Origin of the sequence: 'Nostoc azollae' 0708, from assembly GCF_000196515.1 — a bacterium.
GTDB classification, from domain to species: domain Bacteria; phylum Cyanobacteriota; class Cyanobacteriia; order Cyanobacteriales; family Nostocaceae; genus Trichormus_B; species Trichormus_B azollae.
Map to the genome: position 1 here is coordinate 192,381 of NC_014248.1, position 15,384 is coordinate 207,764.

General features: G+C 38.2%; 10 protein-coding genes and 2 pseudogenes. 6 read left to right on the forward strand and 6 right to left on the reverse strand.

The window, feature by feature from the left end:
* The first annotated feature begins 45 nt into the window (after nucleotides 1-45).
* On the forward strand, nucleotides 46-2,685 hold the full coding sequence (locus tag AAZO_RS00940) for a GAF domain-containing sensor histidine kinase (RefSeq protein WP_041642289.1): 2,640 nt from the start codon (nucleotides 46-48) through the stop codon (nucleotides 2,683-2,685).
* A gap of 69 nt (nucleotides 2,686-2,754) precedes the next feature.
* Nucleotides 2,755-2,964 (forward strand): hypothetical protein, encoded by a 210-nt coding sequence (locus AAZO_RS00945; protein WP_013189850.1) that lies wholly within the window; start codon nucleotides 2,755-2,757, stop codon nucleotides 2,962-2,964.
* A gap of 473 nt (nucleotides 2,965-3,437) precedes the next feature.
* On the opposite strand, the gene AAZO_RS33080 is transcribed toward AAZO_RS00945, so the two are convergent.
* A complete protein-coding gene (locus tag AAZO_RS33080) occupies nucleotides 3,438-3,704 on the reverse strand; it encodes a hypothetical protein (RefSeq protein WP_144031219.1) in 267 nt (88 codons plus the stop codon).
* Nucleotides 3,705-4,061: 357 nt separating this feature from the next.
* On the opposite strand from AAZO_RS33080, the gene AAZO_RS00950 reads away from it, so the two are divergent.
* Complete coding sequence (locus tag AAZO_RS00950; protein WP_013189852.1) at nucleotides 4,062-4,685, forward strand: 4Fe-4S single cluster domain-containing protein; 624 nt, start codon at nucleotides 4,062-4,064, stop codon at nucleotides 4,683-4,685.
* Nucleotides 4,686-4,779: 94 nt separating this feature from the next.
* Nucleotides 4,780-5,184, forward strand: coding sequence for a response regulator (locus tag AAZO_RS00955; RefSeq protein ID WP_013189853.1), 405 nt, complete (start codon nucleotides 4,780-4,782; stop codon nucleotides 5,182-5,184).
* Between the two features lie 826 nt (nucleotides 5,185-6,010).
* Here the strand turns inward: AAZO_RS00955 and AAZO_RS00960 are convergent.
* The 3 genes and pseudogenes from AAZO_RS00960 to AAZO_RS00970 form a co-directional block, all read right to left on the reverse strand.
* A complete protein-coding gene (locus AAZO_RS00960) occupies nucleotides 6,011-6,541 on the reverse strand; it encodes a hypothetical protein (RefSeq protein WP_013189854.1) in 531 nt (176 codons plus the stop codon).
* A gap of 354 nt (nucleotides 6,542-6,895) precedes the next feature.
* A complete protein-coding gene (locus AAZO_RS00965) occupies nucleotides 6,896-7,318 on the reverse strand; it encodes a hypothetical protein (RefSeq protein WP_013189855.1) in 423 nt (140 codons plus the stop codon).
* A 12-nt stretch (nucleotides 7,319-7,330) separates the two neighbouring features.
* Nucleotides 7,331-7,813, reverse strand: a pseudogene (locus tag AAZO_RS00970) (adenosine-specific kinase).
* A 624-nt stretch (nucleotides 7,814-8,437) separates the two neighbouring features.
* On the opposite strand from AAZO_RS00970, the gene AAZO_RS40755 reads away from it, so the two are divergent.
* Complete coding sequence (locus AAZO_RS40755; protein WP_013189856.1) at nucleotides 8,438-8,563, forward strand: hypothetical protein; 126 nt, start codon at nucleotides 8,438-8,440, stop codon at nucleotides 8,561-8,563.
* Between the two features lie 39 nt (nucleotides 8,564-8,602).
* Nucleotides 8,603-9,133, forward strand: a pseudogene (locus tag AAZO_RS43140) (Uma2 family endonuclease).
* A 63-nt stretch (nucleotides 9,134-9,196) separates the two neighbouring features.
* Here the strand turns inward: AAZO_RS43140 and pgmB are convergent.
* Nucleotides 9,197-12,094, reverse strand: coding sequence for a beta-phosphoglucomutase (pgmB, locus tag AAZO_RS00980; RefSeq protein ID WP_013189857.1), 2,898 nt, complete (start codon nucleotides 12,092-12,094; stop codon nucleotides 9,197-9,199).
* Nucleotides 12,095-12,175: 81 nt separating this feature from the next.
* Nucleotides 12,176-14,605 carry a sucrose synthase gene (locus AAZO_RS00985; RefSeq protein ID WP_013189858.1) on the reverse strand — a complete coding sequence of 810 codons (2,430 nt, stop codon included), beginning with the start codon at nucleotides 14,603-14,605 and terminating at the stop codon, nucleotides 12,176-12,178.
* Nucleotides 14,606-15,384: the final 779 nt, after the last annotated feature.

Here is a 15,384-nt window from a genome sequence, read left to right on the forward strand (position 1 = left end):
TTATTGTTACCTTATAGAAGAATTATATTGACAACCCTGTGGGGAATGATACAACCTACTTCCCAAAAAGAATATCAACCAGGCATGATTTTTTCCCTGGATCAGAGTGAGAAACAAAAAGCTTTATCTAGAGTGATTGCCCGGATTCGGGAATCTCTAGATATAGAAACCATCTTCAAAATAACAGTCACAGAAGTACGTCAGTTACTCAACACAGATAGGGTTGGCGTATTTCGATTTTATCCTGATTTGGAATGGGAAGGGGAATTTCTTTATGAAGATGTAGGCACAGAATGGATATCTATATTAGCTACCAAACTCCATGACCACTGCTTTGCTGAAGAGTTTACCGAACTTTATCAGGAAGGGAGAATTAAAGCCATATCAGATATTTATGAAGATGTTGTCACAGATTGTCACGTCACAATGCTGGAAAAGTTTCAAGTACGTGCCAACATAGCTGTACCCCTCATGAAATGCAAAGATCTATGGGGATTACTGTGTATTCATCAATGTAATAACCCACGACAATGGGAAGCATCAGAAATTGAATTTGTGCAATTAATAGCTCAACATTTGGGAGTTGCTTTACAACAAGCAGATTATATAGAACAGATGAAATTACAATCTGCCCAGCTTGCACAAGCTAAAGCTAGAGAAAAAGCCGCAGAATGGCAAAAAACTATAGCGCGAACCATAGAAAAAATTCGTCAGTCTCTAGATTTAGAAAGCATTTTTCGCACCACCACCGAAGAACTCAGACAATTACTAAATAGCGATCGGGTTTCTATTTATCGTTTCAATCCTGACTGGAGTGGTGATTTTGTGTTTGAATCTATAACATCGGGTTGGGTTACTCTTATGCAAGAACAGTTACAGCGTCCCGAATTAAGAGACAACATTAGCAACTGTAACTTAAAGGAATTAGTTGAACCACCCACTGATACATATTTGCAAGATACAGGAGGAGGTCAGTTTGCTAAAGGAGAAATATACCGGATTTGTAATGATATTTATAGTGCTGGTTTTAACGAATGCTACATCAAAATTTTAGAAAGCTATCAAGCCAGAGCTTATGTCATAGTTGCAATTCTTTATAACCATAAAATTTGGGGTTTATTAGCCGTTTATCAAAACACAGGAACTAGAGATTGGCAAGAAGATGAAATTTATCTACTCACCCAAGTTAGTTCTCAATTAGGTGTAGCATTACAGCAAGCTGAATCATTGAAACAAATGCAAGTTCAAGCTCAGAAACTTGCTAAAGCTGCGGAAAGAGAACGGAAAGCAGCAGAAAGAGAAAAAGCTTTAGCTGCAACTGTAGAAAAAATTCGCCAGTCTCTTGATCTAAATACTATCTTTGCTACCAGCACTCAAGAGGTCTTGCGGTTATTAGAAGTTGATCGCGTCACAATTTACCGATTTCGTCCAGATGGGAGTGGTGAATTTGTGGCCGAGTCATTAGCTTATGGATGGAAATCAGTACAGGAACTTGTGCCAGTAATTGCAGATGATTATCTACGATTAATTCCAAGAGAGGACTCTACCAACGGTAAAATAATCGTTGTTAACGACACATCTGCCACAAATATTCCTATTCCTCATATTGCCTTAATTACACCAACAGAAACCAGAGCATATATGATTGTGCCAATTTTTCAAGGAGAAAAACTCTGGGGATTATTGGCAGCTTATCAACATTCTCAAACCCGTGATTGGCAGAAAGATGAGGTAGATTTGTTAGTGCAGATTGGTTCTCAATTAGGAGTAGGACTCCAGCAAGCCGAGTTGTTAGGAAAAACCCAACGCCAAAAAGAAGAAATTACCCAAACTCTCAAGGAATTACAAGCGACTCAAAGCCAGTTAATTCAAAGTGAAAAAATGGCTGGTTTAGGTCAATTGGTCGCTGGTTTAGCACATGAAATTAACAACCCAATTAGTTTCATTTACGGTAATATTCCTTATGTTACTAATCATATGGAAGATTTATTGAATTTAGTGTGTCTATATCATAAAAATCATCCTCAATCAACACAAGAGATTGCACAGCAAACAGCAGATATAGATTTAGATTTCATCGCTGATGATCTGCCCAAAATGCTCAATTCAATGATGATTGGTGCAAATAGAATTAGAGAATTAGTGCTTTCATTACGGACTTTCGCACGCCTTGACGAAGCAGAAAAAAAACCTCTTGACTTACATGAAGGGATAGACAGTACACTTTTAATTCTCCAAAATCGTCTCCAACCACAGGGAGATTTTCCTGCTATTGAAATTGTGAAGGAGTATGGTAATCTACCTCAAGTCTTTTGCTATGGAGCTCAGATGAATCAGGTGTTTATGAATATTATCAATAATGCGATTTGGGCGCTAGAACAATCATTAGCAGATAGCAGATTAACTGACAAGCCTAAAATTTGGATTCGTACACAAGTTACAGATCGGAATTATATTTTGATTTGGATTGCTGACAATGGTTGTGGGATCAAGAAAGGCATGGAATCACGCATTTTTGAACCCTTCTTCACCACGAAAGAACCAGGACAAGGTACTGGTTTAGGGCTATCTATTAGCTATCAAATTATTGTCGAAAAACATGGTGGTCAGATTAACTGTGTTTCAGAACCTGGTAAGGGTTGTGAGTTGTGGATTGAAATTCCCATGACTGAAAATAGAGCGTAAGGGAGATAAGGGAGATGGGGAAGTAATTTTCCCAATGCCCAATGCCCTTTGTAAAATGGAGTTTTAAATATGAAACGTTATATGCCTTTGATACTTATTGGTGTTATCTTATTTGTGGCTGGAGGAGATAAGGTTTTCCCTGGTGCTGTTGGGAAAGTGAGTACCCAAACTCGGACATCTGTAAATAACTTTTTGATCGGCAGATTTCCTTCCTGGAAACCGAAAACAAATCCCTATAAAAGAACGGAACGGGAACTACAGGAAACAGAACAAAAGTAGCGTTGTAAGCATTCAGCTAATGCCTAACGGGACGCTAAGCAAACAGCTATCAGCAGTCAGCTTTTTCAGGCTAACGGCAAACATACCTGTTTGATAATTAACCAATGTATCAAACATTCTGACTCCTGATAATTGATAACTTATAACTAAATTACCGTAAAAAATATGAGTATTTACCTCACAACTTCCTCACAAAATAGCTCTATATTTTAGCTGATTTTGACTTCTGTGCATCTTTCGGAGGAACTTCGTTAACACGCTGCTGTAGGCTCTATTTTGACCTTTGAATTCCGCCCTGCGGTACTAGGTAATGAGGTAGTTATGAGTACATTATCATCATCTCCAAAACCACTCTGTTCCTCTGTGTACGGACCAGTAACTTCTTCGCGATTTGGGCGATCACTTGGTATTGATCCTATAGGGTTAAGATTTAGCTGTTCTCTTAACTGTATATATTATCAGTTAGGGAATATTCAACAAGAAACTACTAAACGGCAAATTTTTGTTCCTAGTAGCCAAGTTATTTCTGATTTGTAAGCGATCGCGCAAAAGGAATTATACATAGATATAGTAACTGTCAGTGGTAGTGGTGAACCGACCCTCACACTGAATTTAGAGAAAATTCTGGCTGCTACAAACATAATTTTCAAACAACCAAAAGCCGTATTAACCAATAGCACTTTACTAGGTGATAAATCTGTCCGTGATGCTTTAAAAATAGCGGATATTGTCGCTGTCAAACTAGATTCTGTTTCGTTAAATCAACTACGGCAGATCAATCATCCTCTAGAGATAATTGATTTACCAGATACACCAGGAGTCAGAAGTCAGGAGTCAGGAGTCAGGAGTAAAACTCTCTTGCTGTCCAGGTTTCAATTTAGATTCTGTACCTCATTTATCTGCAATCTGCTGTATTATCCAACGAATTAAATTATTTAGATAAGTAGGAAGGCACACAAAAACCGTAGATGCACAGCGACTTCTCAGAGAGTAGTATGTAACTAAAAGTAAAATTGACCAAAACCTCTTCCCTACACCCTTATACCCTTTTAAACGCTGACCGCTGCTGTACTATTTTCAATTAAGGAGTTAAAAAGATGGGAACAAAGTTAACGGAAGCATTGTTAGCACAGCAAGAAATTCCTGCTGGTTATCTCAATATTATGGGTTATGTTGATAAATCAGAAGTCAACGGTCCTGGTTGTCGTGCTGTGGTGTGGGTGCAAGGCTGTCCTCGTGAGTGTGCTGGTTGCTTTAATCCCGACTCTTGGACATTTGAGATTAACCAGCTAGTTGCTATAGATTCCTTAGGCGCAGATATTCTCAAAAATCCCCATAACACAGGTGTAACTTTCTCTGGTGGTGAACCATTTTGGCAAGCATCGGCATTGGCTAATTTAGCACGTAAAGTCAAAGTTGCTGGATTAAATGTCATGGCTTTTACTGGTTTTACCCTGAAGCAACTGCAATCTGAATCAGCACCTCCAGGTTCTGAAGAATTGTTAGAACAGTTAGATATTTTAATTGACGGGCCTTTTGTTGAGTCTCAAGCCATTAATTCTCCCTTATCTCCCGTTTCTTCTAGAAATCAACAGGTTCATGTATTTAACCCAGAATTCAAAGATCAAATTACCTGGGCTAGTGACCAAATAGAAGTTCACGTCCTCAAAGATGGCGATCGCATTGTGACTGGTTATCAAGGTTGGTTAGAACTGACTTAAACCTGAAATTGACCCCATCGTTATGAGTTTATGGCTACACGGAAAATGCTGTCACATACTTGCTCATTGATTATTGCATCGAAGATAGACACTTGTGTCGTCACTTTTTGCAACAGAAGCAATTACATGGTGTCAGCAAGAAATACCAGATATCATTTTACTGGATTTTTTGTTGCCAGATGGTGATGGGTTAGAATTGGTTGTAGGATTTAGGCACAAGTTCAGCAATAGTCAATCGTCCATAATTATGCTGAAAGGAGAAGGGGACGAAATGATTGCTGTCAGTGCCATGAAAAGTTGTGTCCAAGATTATCTAATCAAAGGTCAACTCACCGCTCAAATTCTGCAACGTGGGATTCATCAAATAGTGGAACGCATGTATTTAAGCAGACAAATAGAACAAAGTCGGGAACAACAACAAATAATTGCTGCTGCGGCTTTGCGAATTCGTCAGTCTCTCCAGGTAGAAGAGATTCATTCTACCTGCAATAGCCACTGAAGTGCGCCAGTTTCTCAAAGCAAGGTGGTAATAGGGAGCAAGGCGATTTTGTGAGGTGGGGCAAAACGTGTGCGCTCGCTAAACCCAAAACAGGCATCGGTAAAAATCACTTACCGTACAAAAATATAGATACAAGTTGTCAATTTAAGAATGAAAGGAAACAGTAAATTTTGGTTAAACAAAATGCGGAAATTATGTTACATCTTCCTTGTCAATGGATAGCTGGAAGTTGGCATAATTTCTGTAATTCCATTTTTACCTCTGTTATCCATCTTGAAACTGTTTAATATTTTATACCTACAACTCCCATTTAACAGAACTTTCTATGGTAATCAATACATGCTTATTTGATTACTGACCTAAGCAGCTTATTCCCACCAGCCACAAATTATTGAATGCAAGTCTCCTTAGAATATTTTGAGAAGATACTTTGTCTTGCAATTTTACTTCTTTGAAGTGATTCATTTTACTTTAATTCCAGAAAAATATTTTAGCGATATCTGTGGTTGGCGTAGCTAAAAACACACTTTTTGCCCCACCTCACAAAATTGCCTTGCTCCCGTGGAAATATATCAATTTCACCCAGATATGAGTGGTACTCTATGGGGTTAAATCGTTTTATGCTCTCATCACTATCAATATAGCCAACAATCCAAATATTCGTAAATGAATGAGATTAAAACAAATTGAGGATTTGATTAATAGGACTCATAGTTACACCTTTTGTACTCTGAAGCACTATCTCTGTTTAGAGGGTAATCTTAGATTGTTTAACTAAACATACTCAGCGAGGCGCTTGAAAACCTTATTTATTTCCGGCTCGGAACTACTTACTCGACTTTATAATATCGAGTCGAGTACGATATTCCTGATAACTTTCGTCATTCACAATATCTGGTTGCAAGTCTACAAGAGCATCTAGTACGAATCGGACGAATTGCAGCCACTGTCCTATAAATTCATCAGATGTAACCGGAATCCCGGTATCGGGCAAAAACTGGAACTTTTCACCCGAACCGGGTGTAATTTCAAAGCGGATCGTGATTTTATCACCTTGCCGCTCCATCAACATTCCCACAGCAGTACCCTGTTCAAAGAAATCAAATTCCACTGGTGATTTTGTGTCGGTCGTCAGTTGTTTCAAGACAACAGGAATGTCTTCAAATATAGTAGATAGGTCTGGACGCAGGTCAAAGCAGGCATCATACTCCTGAATATGGATAACAAACTCTTCCTCATAAATTGAAAAGAAATAGTTTAGAGATATAAAAACTCTAGTTGCGTCCACCATCTCTACACAATAACCTGGTTTGCTTAAGTTTTCCCACCAGTAACATATCTCGAATGCTTGACTCATATGCTCACTATCTCAATTCAAAGGATACGCGGTTTTGAATATTAGCTCCTTGCTGGGGATAACCTTGACAATCATTACGTCTTTAAGGACTGTAACATCAGGCAGATAGACAACTTTAGTCCTGCCTTCCATGCGGAAGAATTGGCATTCCATGTCGGTATTTTCTTATACATATAGTCTTAAACCATTCTTGGTCAGCTAGATATTGAGATTAAGCCTTACTATAGTTGATAAGATACAGGAAATAAGCCTTGATATCATGAAAACTCAAACACTTTTTCAGATTCTACATGATTCTAAATCCTCCTCTTCTTCCTTCTGACTCCTGACCCCTAATCGTCACGAACAAGTTTTTCAGCAAGCCCTACTTAATGGTGATTTCATCCACTGGTAAGCGACAAAAATTAATAATAAACCAATCAAAAATAAAAATGCCATTAAACCAATTTGGTACCAGAGAATATGTGGTAGTAGTAAATCTAAAACTAAGTGCATTAAGTTCATAATGCCATAAAATATAGTCAAGCCAAAATGCGTGACTCTATAGAGTTTATTTTCAGTAAAAGCTGTACCAACTATTGCTAACATTGGCAACATAAAAAAGCCCAGCATCAACCAAAAAATTCCCGAAAGTTCATTGATTGATGCAGCTTTTTGAGATTCAACCACACTTAAACCGTGAAATAATGGCATTAAACCCAGTTGAGTATGAAACAGTATACCTAATAGGAACACTGTCCACAAAGCAATTATTTTCTCTCGATAATTAATCATCATCATTTCTTCCATCTATAATTTAGAACCTATGTGACGAAGTAAATCTTGAAGTGCCTTTATATCCTCATTTCCTTCTATACCTTTGGGTGAAAAGCCATCAATAACACCGAGAATACCCCGACCTTGTTGAGTTTCTGCTAAAATCACCTGGACAGGATTAGCGGTAGAACAATAAATCTTGCAAACTTCTAGACAGTGTTTAATAGCATTGAGAAAGTTAATAGGATATGCGTCTTTAAGTACAATTATAAAACCGTGTCCTACACCAATTAATTAAGCATTTTCTGTAGCTACTTCTTGCAAAAATTCTTCATTTCCAGCAATTCTAATTAAACAAGCAGCTGATGCTTCACAGAAAGCGATACCAAACTTTACCTGTGAAGATATGCCTATCATGATTTCATATAAATCTTCTACGGTTTTGACAAAGTGCGTTTGTCCCAAAATCAGGTTACAACCTACGGGAATGTCTAGACTAAAGGTTTTGAGTTCCATATTTTTTTGGACACAATCAATATTTATTATGGAACTATTGTGATATTTTTCAGATGGTTAAACCTCAGTAGTATAGATTTCAGGATTTGTGATAATGTGTGATATGGGAAATTGAGTGCTGATACATCACACATCATATTTACTGAACTATGCCAGCACATAGGTTTTTTCAAGTAAGTAGGTGGGTGTTAAAAATTTTCATTATGATCAGGCAAGAGGTGAACCAGCGCGGTCTTGAGGTGCCATTGGGGTGGACGGGTTTCCCAGCATAAAGCAAGTGGCGTGGTTTCCCCCATGTAGGCGCTTCGCCTTCCCTCAGGGTGCGACTGGAGAACCCGAAGGGTAAGAGGTACTCATGCAATAGGGAAGAGGTTCTGGTCAATTTTACTTTTCGTTATATAATCCGGTATATCTATCAATTAATCTCAATAGTATAGTATTGCGGGACAATTACAAGCCCAAAAGCATTTGCAAGGAACATCAGGAATTATTCGAGTTTATCCCAGTAAATCGCTCAATTTTTAGTTTAGAATGCTCCGAGTCTATACAGAAAAAAATTAGAAAAAATTTGAAGAATCTCACCAAAAATGTGAACAGTCTAAACAACTCTTATAAATTGCTAACATGGGAGTAGAGAAAGCCATTCAAGCCGACGAAACTACAGCTACAGCTTGGATAAATCAACAACTTGTAGCCTTGGGTATGAGTAAGCTTCCTTCAGAGGAAATTATCATGAACATTGCACAATAAACATGCTACTCTCCACCTGAAGAATACCTTGAACTAGAAGTGAATTCAGGCATAGGTCACGAATATATTGAATTGATGGATTTATTATACCAATGACAGGCGGAAGACCAAATCATAACCAAATTACTGGCAATATATCTGTATTAATAGATACGCACTGTTCTCAAACGTCTTCCTTATCAAGTATTTGTCACAGACCAACGTCTTTGGATTCCTAATAGACGAATTTACACTTATCCTGATATTATGGTTATTCAAACTCCCTTGGTATTTGAAGAAGGAAGAATAGACACTGTTACTAATCCTGTGATGATTGCTGAGGTTTTATCAAATTCAACCAAAAGCTATGATAAAGACGAAAAATTTGCTGCCTATCGAACAATTCCCACTTTTAAAGTGCATATTTTAATTGACCAATATACAATGTACGTTGAGCAATACTGCAAAATTGGTGATAATAAATGGGTATTTTCTGAATTTACAGATGCATAAACAACTTTAAATTTAGCCTCTGTTCCTTGCCAAATTGTGTTAGCTGATACTTACGGTAAAGTGGATTTTAATGTTTAAGAGTAAATCTATAACCTTAAGTTGGTTATAACAACGGAATTAGATTATTTGCTATTATTTTCTTTAGTTCCTTAGTTTTTGTAAAGCAATATCTCTAAATTTTCCTTGCAAATTTTCCCAAGTCACACCTGCTAAACTGGGTACAACAATGTGAGCAGTTCCCACTCTTACCGGTGGTCCTATACCTACCGCCCACATACTTGCGGCTAAAGCTGCATCAATACCTGCGGCTGCATCTTCAAAAACTACACATTGCTGTGGTGAAAGTCCTAACTGCTGGGCTGCAAACAGAAATAAATCTGGTGCGGGTTTGGGTTTTTGGACACTATAACCATCTGCGATCGCGTCTATTTTATTACCAATTCCCAACTTCTCAATCACCACACGCGCATTTTTACTCGCTGAACCAATAGCTATCTTCAAGCGAGCTTGACGCAAATCGTCCAACAAGGAAACAGCACCCGGTAATAAATCCTTGGGTGTGATACGTTGAATCAACTCCACATAATAGTCATTTTTACGTTCCATCATCTCCTGAATTTGCACTTCCGAATATCGCCTATCACCAATAATTAGCATCAGCGAAGCACGGCGAGAAATTCCCCGCAATGCCTCATTAGCTTGACGGTTAAAAGGAATACCTTCCTCATTTGCTAATCTCTGCCAAGCTAAGTAATGATATTGTGCTGTATCGGTTAACACACCATCTAAATCAAAAATCATCCCCCGAATTGCAGTGGCCGGATTTCTCCTCCCGTTCCCAGTCCCCAATTCTTGGTGTAAATCAAAATCTTGCCATTTACCATGCCAGTATAATTTAAACTTCAGCCTTGTCCAGTGTGGCGGTAGGTGGGGATTAGCTACGGGTTGACTATCTGTAAATTGAATACCTCCAAAACCGAAAACTACAGCTTGCCAAATTCCCCCAGCACTAGCGCCGTGAATCCCATCACTAGTATTGCCTCGTCTATCTGCCAAGTCGACCATAGCCGCTTGCATGAAGCGTTCGTAAGCTTCCTGGGTTTGGCCTAAATCTGCGGCTAAAATCGCGTGAATAGCTGAACCGAGGGAAGAACCATAGGTAATATCTGTGCGGGGTGCATAGTAGTCCCAATTGACCTGCAATGTTTTTAGGTTGTAGGGAAAAACAGCATTCTTACGCATTAAATAAAGCAACATTAATACATCTGGCTGCTTAAGGACTTGGCGTTTGTTGGTGCCTTCAATACCTAAAATGCTTTGAATTGACTTTTGGCGTGGTTCGTAATCTGCTAAATTAATATCATCTAATTGAAAAAATCCCTCACATTGCTCAATTAATCCTGTTTCTGGGTTGTACGGAATCCAGATTTTGTTGATAATTTCTAGCCAATGGTTTCTGATTTCGTCAGTAAGTTGCAATTTTTTCTCTAGTTCTGTAGCTTTTTCTGGGACATGACGACGTAACCAATCATCAACTATACAAGCTTTTTCTAAATGCCATTGCACCAGGCGGTTAGTGAATGCATTGTTATGTACTAACTCGTGATATTCATCTGCACCTATGACGTTACGAATTTCATAACGTTCGGCTTGGGGATTAAACTCAACACGGCTATTCCAAAAAATTGCGGTATCTAGAATTATCTCTGCGCCATAATCTCTGAGCCATTCATCGTCACCAGTGACTTGCCAATAGTACCATACAGCATAAGTTATAACTGCGCTAATATGAATTTCGCGATCGCGACACCAAATCCGCACATCCTCAGCATAGTAATCACTAGGTAGCGACCATCTCGGTGTTACTTCATCACCTGTCACCGCACTTTCCCAAGCATACATCGCACCCTGATATTCATAATGTGTTGCTTTCCGTCGCGCTCCATTTAAACTATGATAGCGGTAACTCAGTAAATTCCGCGCTAATGCTGGTTGAGTAAAAGTAAAGAATGGCAGAATAAAAATTTCTGTATCCCAAAAAATATGACCGTGATACCCAAAACCAGACAAGGTTTTTGCAGGAATACTCACCCTGTCATCATCACGGGGAGCGGCGATAATTAGTTGAAATAAATTATACCTAACAGCAAATGTGGCTGTATTATCTCCCTCAATTGTAATGTCGCTTTTGTCCCAAACCTCTGCCCATGCTTGTTCATTAGCATTACTTAGGGTGATATAATCAGGTAGTTGGTCGAGTTTTTCCTGTGCGGCGGAGACTGGTTGTTCAACATCCCGTGAAGTAAAAACGGTGGCAATTTTCTCTATGGTTACCGTCTGCTGTGGTTCAGAAAAGAAAGTTGTACTGATGCTAGGATAGCCAGGTGCAGTATTGACTTGCATTGCCGTTTCTATTCCTGATATGGTCATTTTTGCAGCCATACCGAGATCAATTCGGGAGTAGCGGGTGCGACTGTGTAACCAGAAGCCTTTGTCAATTTTCCCTTGGTCTAGTTTTTCCCAGTGATTGAAACCTTTGTTTTCGGGGTAGCCGTTGATACTCGCTTGGATTTCGATAAATCCATGAAAATCTATTGTTGTTAACTGGCAACGTTGTCCTAATACATGATTTTCGGCTAAACTTGCAAAGCGTTCAAAGCTGATATCTATGGTTTTTCCAGTGGGACTACGCCAACGCAGATAACGGCTAAGAATCCCTTGATGTAGGTCTAATTTCCGATTGTATTCTAAGATTTTACCTTGATCTAGACGAAAGCGCTCGCTATCAATCATTACTACCAATGGTAGCCAGTCTGGACAGTTAGCTAGTTCGGTATAGACTACGGGAACATCATCATAAACACCGTGAATAAATGTAGCTGATAGTGTGCGTGGATAGCTTTCTTCAAAGCTGCCTCTTGTACCTAAATAACCGTTACCAATGGTGAATATTGTTTCTCTGGTGTGTAATTCATCGGGATTAAATTGGTTTTCTATTAATACCCAATCTGTGTAGATAAAATCTCGTTTGTTTTCCATATTGATGAATGAATAGAATTTGTGACACGCCAAGGCGCAAAGCAAGAGGGAAAAGAGAAACGAAGAATCAAAAGTCATGATTTATTTGTAAATGTGAGCGTATCGTTGTTGATGTTGTCCGATAATTTGTTCGGCTCTGGGTTTGTAAATAAGATGAAATAATATCTCCATATATCTATCTCTTGCGTCGTTAGCTTCTGGAACAATAAAGTTCCAGAAGCTAAAGATTTTAGCTATTAATAGTAATTGTTCTGTGTATGATTCCCAGTTGTATTTATGGCGAATTCTTTGAATCATCCATTGGGAAGTTTCTTGCCAATATTCTGGGTTAGCATCACATTTATCTAAGAAGTTAAGAATTGTCTTAGCTGTTCTTTCTAAATTTGTAGGGTTGAGATGAAATCCAGTTTGCAAATCTTCGAGAATTTCTGATGACCCGCCAAATTTAGTTGCAAAGGTTGGTAAGCCAGAAATCATTGCTTCTAATATACTACGTCCGAAGGCTTCATAAAGGGCAAAGTGAATATAAATACCTTGATAATCAGCAATAATACGATAAGCTTCACCAATTTTTTGGCTTGGTAGACGCATTCCTAACCACCGGATTTTTCCTTGCAGATGATGTTCCTTAATAAGATTGTGCAGTTTGTCTATTTCTCCAGCTTCTTCTGGGTATGTCGCTTCATTTACAGATAAATTACTAGTTAATAAAATCAGGTTACATCGAGTTTGTAATTCTTGACTTTTACCAAAACATTCAACTAAACCAGTGAGGTTTTTAATTGAGGTAACTGGTGCAACTGCAAAAATTGGTCTTTTGTGAATATCGTCTATGTTACCGAGAATATGATCATCTTGCTGTTGAAACAATAAATCTTTAATTTTTTGGCTTTCTTGTGGATTTCTATCTTCTGTTTGGCTGTAGGGGAAAAATAAGGTTTCACTGACTCCAGGGGGAATCATATTAAATTTAGGATTAAATAAATCAATTCCATCAACTACATGATAGAGTTGGGGCATGGTAAAACATTTGTAAGATTCATATTGTCCCATCGTGTCTGGTGTACCGACAATTTCTTGATAGGATGAAGCAACAATAAAATCGGCAGCATTCATGCTAATTAAATCGGCAGTGAATTGGGCTGAGAAATGATATTTTTCGTCTAGGTCTTGCCAATATAAGTTACTAAATAAATGTTTTGGTTTTTCTAGGGAATGGGCAATATTGCATTGAGGAATTTTTAAGCTACTGGAGAGTAGAGAGGCGACTAAGTTACCATCGCTGTAGTTACCAACAATTAAATCTGGTTTACCTGAAAATTCTGTTAGCAGTTCTCTTTCTGCATCTTGGGCAAATTTTTCTAAATAAGGCCAAATTTCAAATTTAGAAATCCAGTTATTAATAATTTCTGGATTAAAATCTCTAAATGGAACTCGTAAAATCCAAGCATTTTCTGTATTGTGAACTTTTTCTAAACGCAAGTCACAAAATGTACTCTCACAATTGGGAATCAGGCGAGTCAAAATAATTACATGAGGTTTGATACCTAAGAAGTCAAGACCAGCAAGTTTTATTTCCTGTTGGAGTTTGTTTTCTAAACTGCGTGCTTGTTCCAGGACATAAATAACTTGACCTAATGTTTCATCTCGTCCTAGAACGTCTTCTTGTGCTACCCAACCATGTATGGAAATGAGGACGACGCGAAAAACTGCGGGAATACGTGCGACAAAAGCTTCGAGAATGTAGGTTTGGGGGGTGTCAATGAGTCTTTGTAGTAGTTCTAAGGTTTCCCTGACTCGCCCAGCGTTGTTACCCCAACCAGCTTCTAAACCGAGTTCTTGGAGATGAGAACGAAATTGTGCATAGGGTTCGTCAGGGGGAAGTTCGCTTAATAAGGTGATCGCTGGTTTAATTAGTTTAGCAAACTGGATACCGGAATGAATGCGATCGCTAATTAACACCTTCATGCCATTGAATTGTATCCCTTGTAATGCCTGAAAAAAGGTTTCTAGCCAATATTGAGGATCGGAGACAAATTGATTGCATAGATAATGGTTCAGGAAAGTCAGACCTTGACCAATCTCTCTGGGATCGCTAATTCTCGGAGATGTTTGGTAAAATGGGTGGAGGTCAATTTCTAGGATGTGGGGTTGGTAACGGTTGACTAAGCGATCACTCACATCTAAAAATGCTTTAGGAGTCATTAAATCGAAATGGGTGAAATCTGCAGTTAGTCTCCACACTTCTTGACTAGCTATCCTTGGTCTGACGACAAACCAAGTATTTTCATCTTCGATAATAATTTCATGAGTGTAATGAATAAGCGTACCTAGGGATGAAGAATGGTAAAAATAAGTAGGTTTTTCAGATTGATGACAATAATTAGTAAAAGCTTGTAAAATTTCATTCCTCAAAAAGTAACATTTATCAAAATCATGCAATATCAACAGAAACTGACGTAGTGCAGTTTTTTCATCACTGGTTAAAACAGCCTGAAATAATTCATACATGGGAAATAACCCAACTATAACAACTACAATTGTAAGAATCCAGGAGTCAGGAGTCAGAAGGTTTAAGAAATTGGTTAATTATCAAACAGGTATGTTTGGCGTTAGCCTGAAAAAAGCTGACTGTTGTTCGCATAGCGTGCCGTTAGGCATTAGCTGAATGCTTACCTACGCACTCATTTTTATCTCTTGAAAAACTGGATTCTTAGATAATTAGATTAGGTGAGATGTATCTTTTTCTGATAGTAAATTACTTGTAAAAAGTATCGCATCTAGCTGAGGTGTGAAAGCCTTGGGTAATTCTTTAGATATAGGAAGAAAAAACAACCTACATATCTACCTCTCCTCTTTCCCATTTAAAGCCTCAATCAGTATTTTACTGATGACTGCTGACTCGGACTGTAGATATTTTTGTGGTTAATTTTGTTGTTTTGATATTTCATTACCTGGTGAATGCAATTTTGTAAACTCGTCGTGTGCCAGTATTTAAATAGGTATTTGATAGATAGGTAGAAAATCCCATCAACTATAATTTTCTTGGATAAAATTTGCCAAGTTGGCTAAATTGATTCAAAAAAGGTAGTATTCTGCATATCAGATGAATGTCTGTGTTCCCTATTTTTTAATTCCAAAATTGGCTTAGTATCTAATGCCAAGAGCATGACTTTAGCATTTGCATATAGGTAAGGGAGAATCGGTGAAATGAAACTAAGAATTAATGAAATTTCTGACTTCCAGACTCAAAAATACGAAAGCAAAAACTGTCAAGATTACCAGTGGTT

Excerpts from the sequence above, each read along its gene's own strand:
- AAZO_RS00950 (WP_013189852.1), top strand. The coding sequence starts at position 4,062 with ATGGGAACAAAGTTAACGGAAGCATTGTTAGCACAGCAAGAAATTCCT.
- AAZO_RS40755 (WP_013189856.1), top strand. The coding sequence starts at position 8,438 with ATGGGAGTAGAGAAAGCCATTCAAGCCGACGAAACTACAGCTACAGCT.
- AAZO_RS00965 (WP_013189855.1), bottom strand. The coding sequence starts at position 7,318 with ATGATGATTAATTATCGAGAGAAAATAATTGCTTTGTGGACAGTGTTC.
- pgmB (WP_013189857.1), bottom strand. The coding sequence starts at position 12,094 with ATGGAAAACAAACGAGATTTTATCTACACAGATTGGGTATTAATAGAA.
- AAZO_RS00945 (WP_013189850.1), top strand. The coding sequence starts at position 2,755 with ATGAAACGTTATATGCCTTTGATACTTATTGGTGTTATCTTATTTGTG.
- AAZO_RS00940 (WP_041642289.1), top strand. The coding sequence starts at position 46 with ATGATACAACCTACTTCCCAAAAAGAATATCAACCAGGCATGATTTTT.
- AAZO_RS00960 (WP_013189854.1), bottom strand. The coding sequence starts at position 6,541 with ATGAGTCAAGCATTCGAGATATGTTACTGGTGGGAAAACTTAAGCAAA.
- AAZO_RS00985 (WP_013189858.1), bottom strand. The coding sequence starts at position 14,605 with ATGTATGAATTATTTCAGGCTGTTTTAACCAGTGATGAAAAAACTGCA.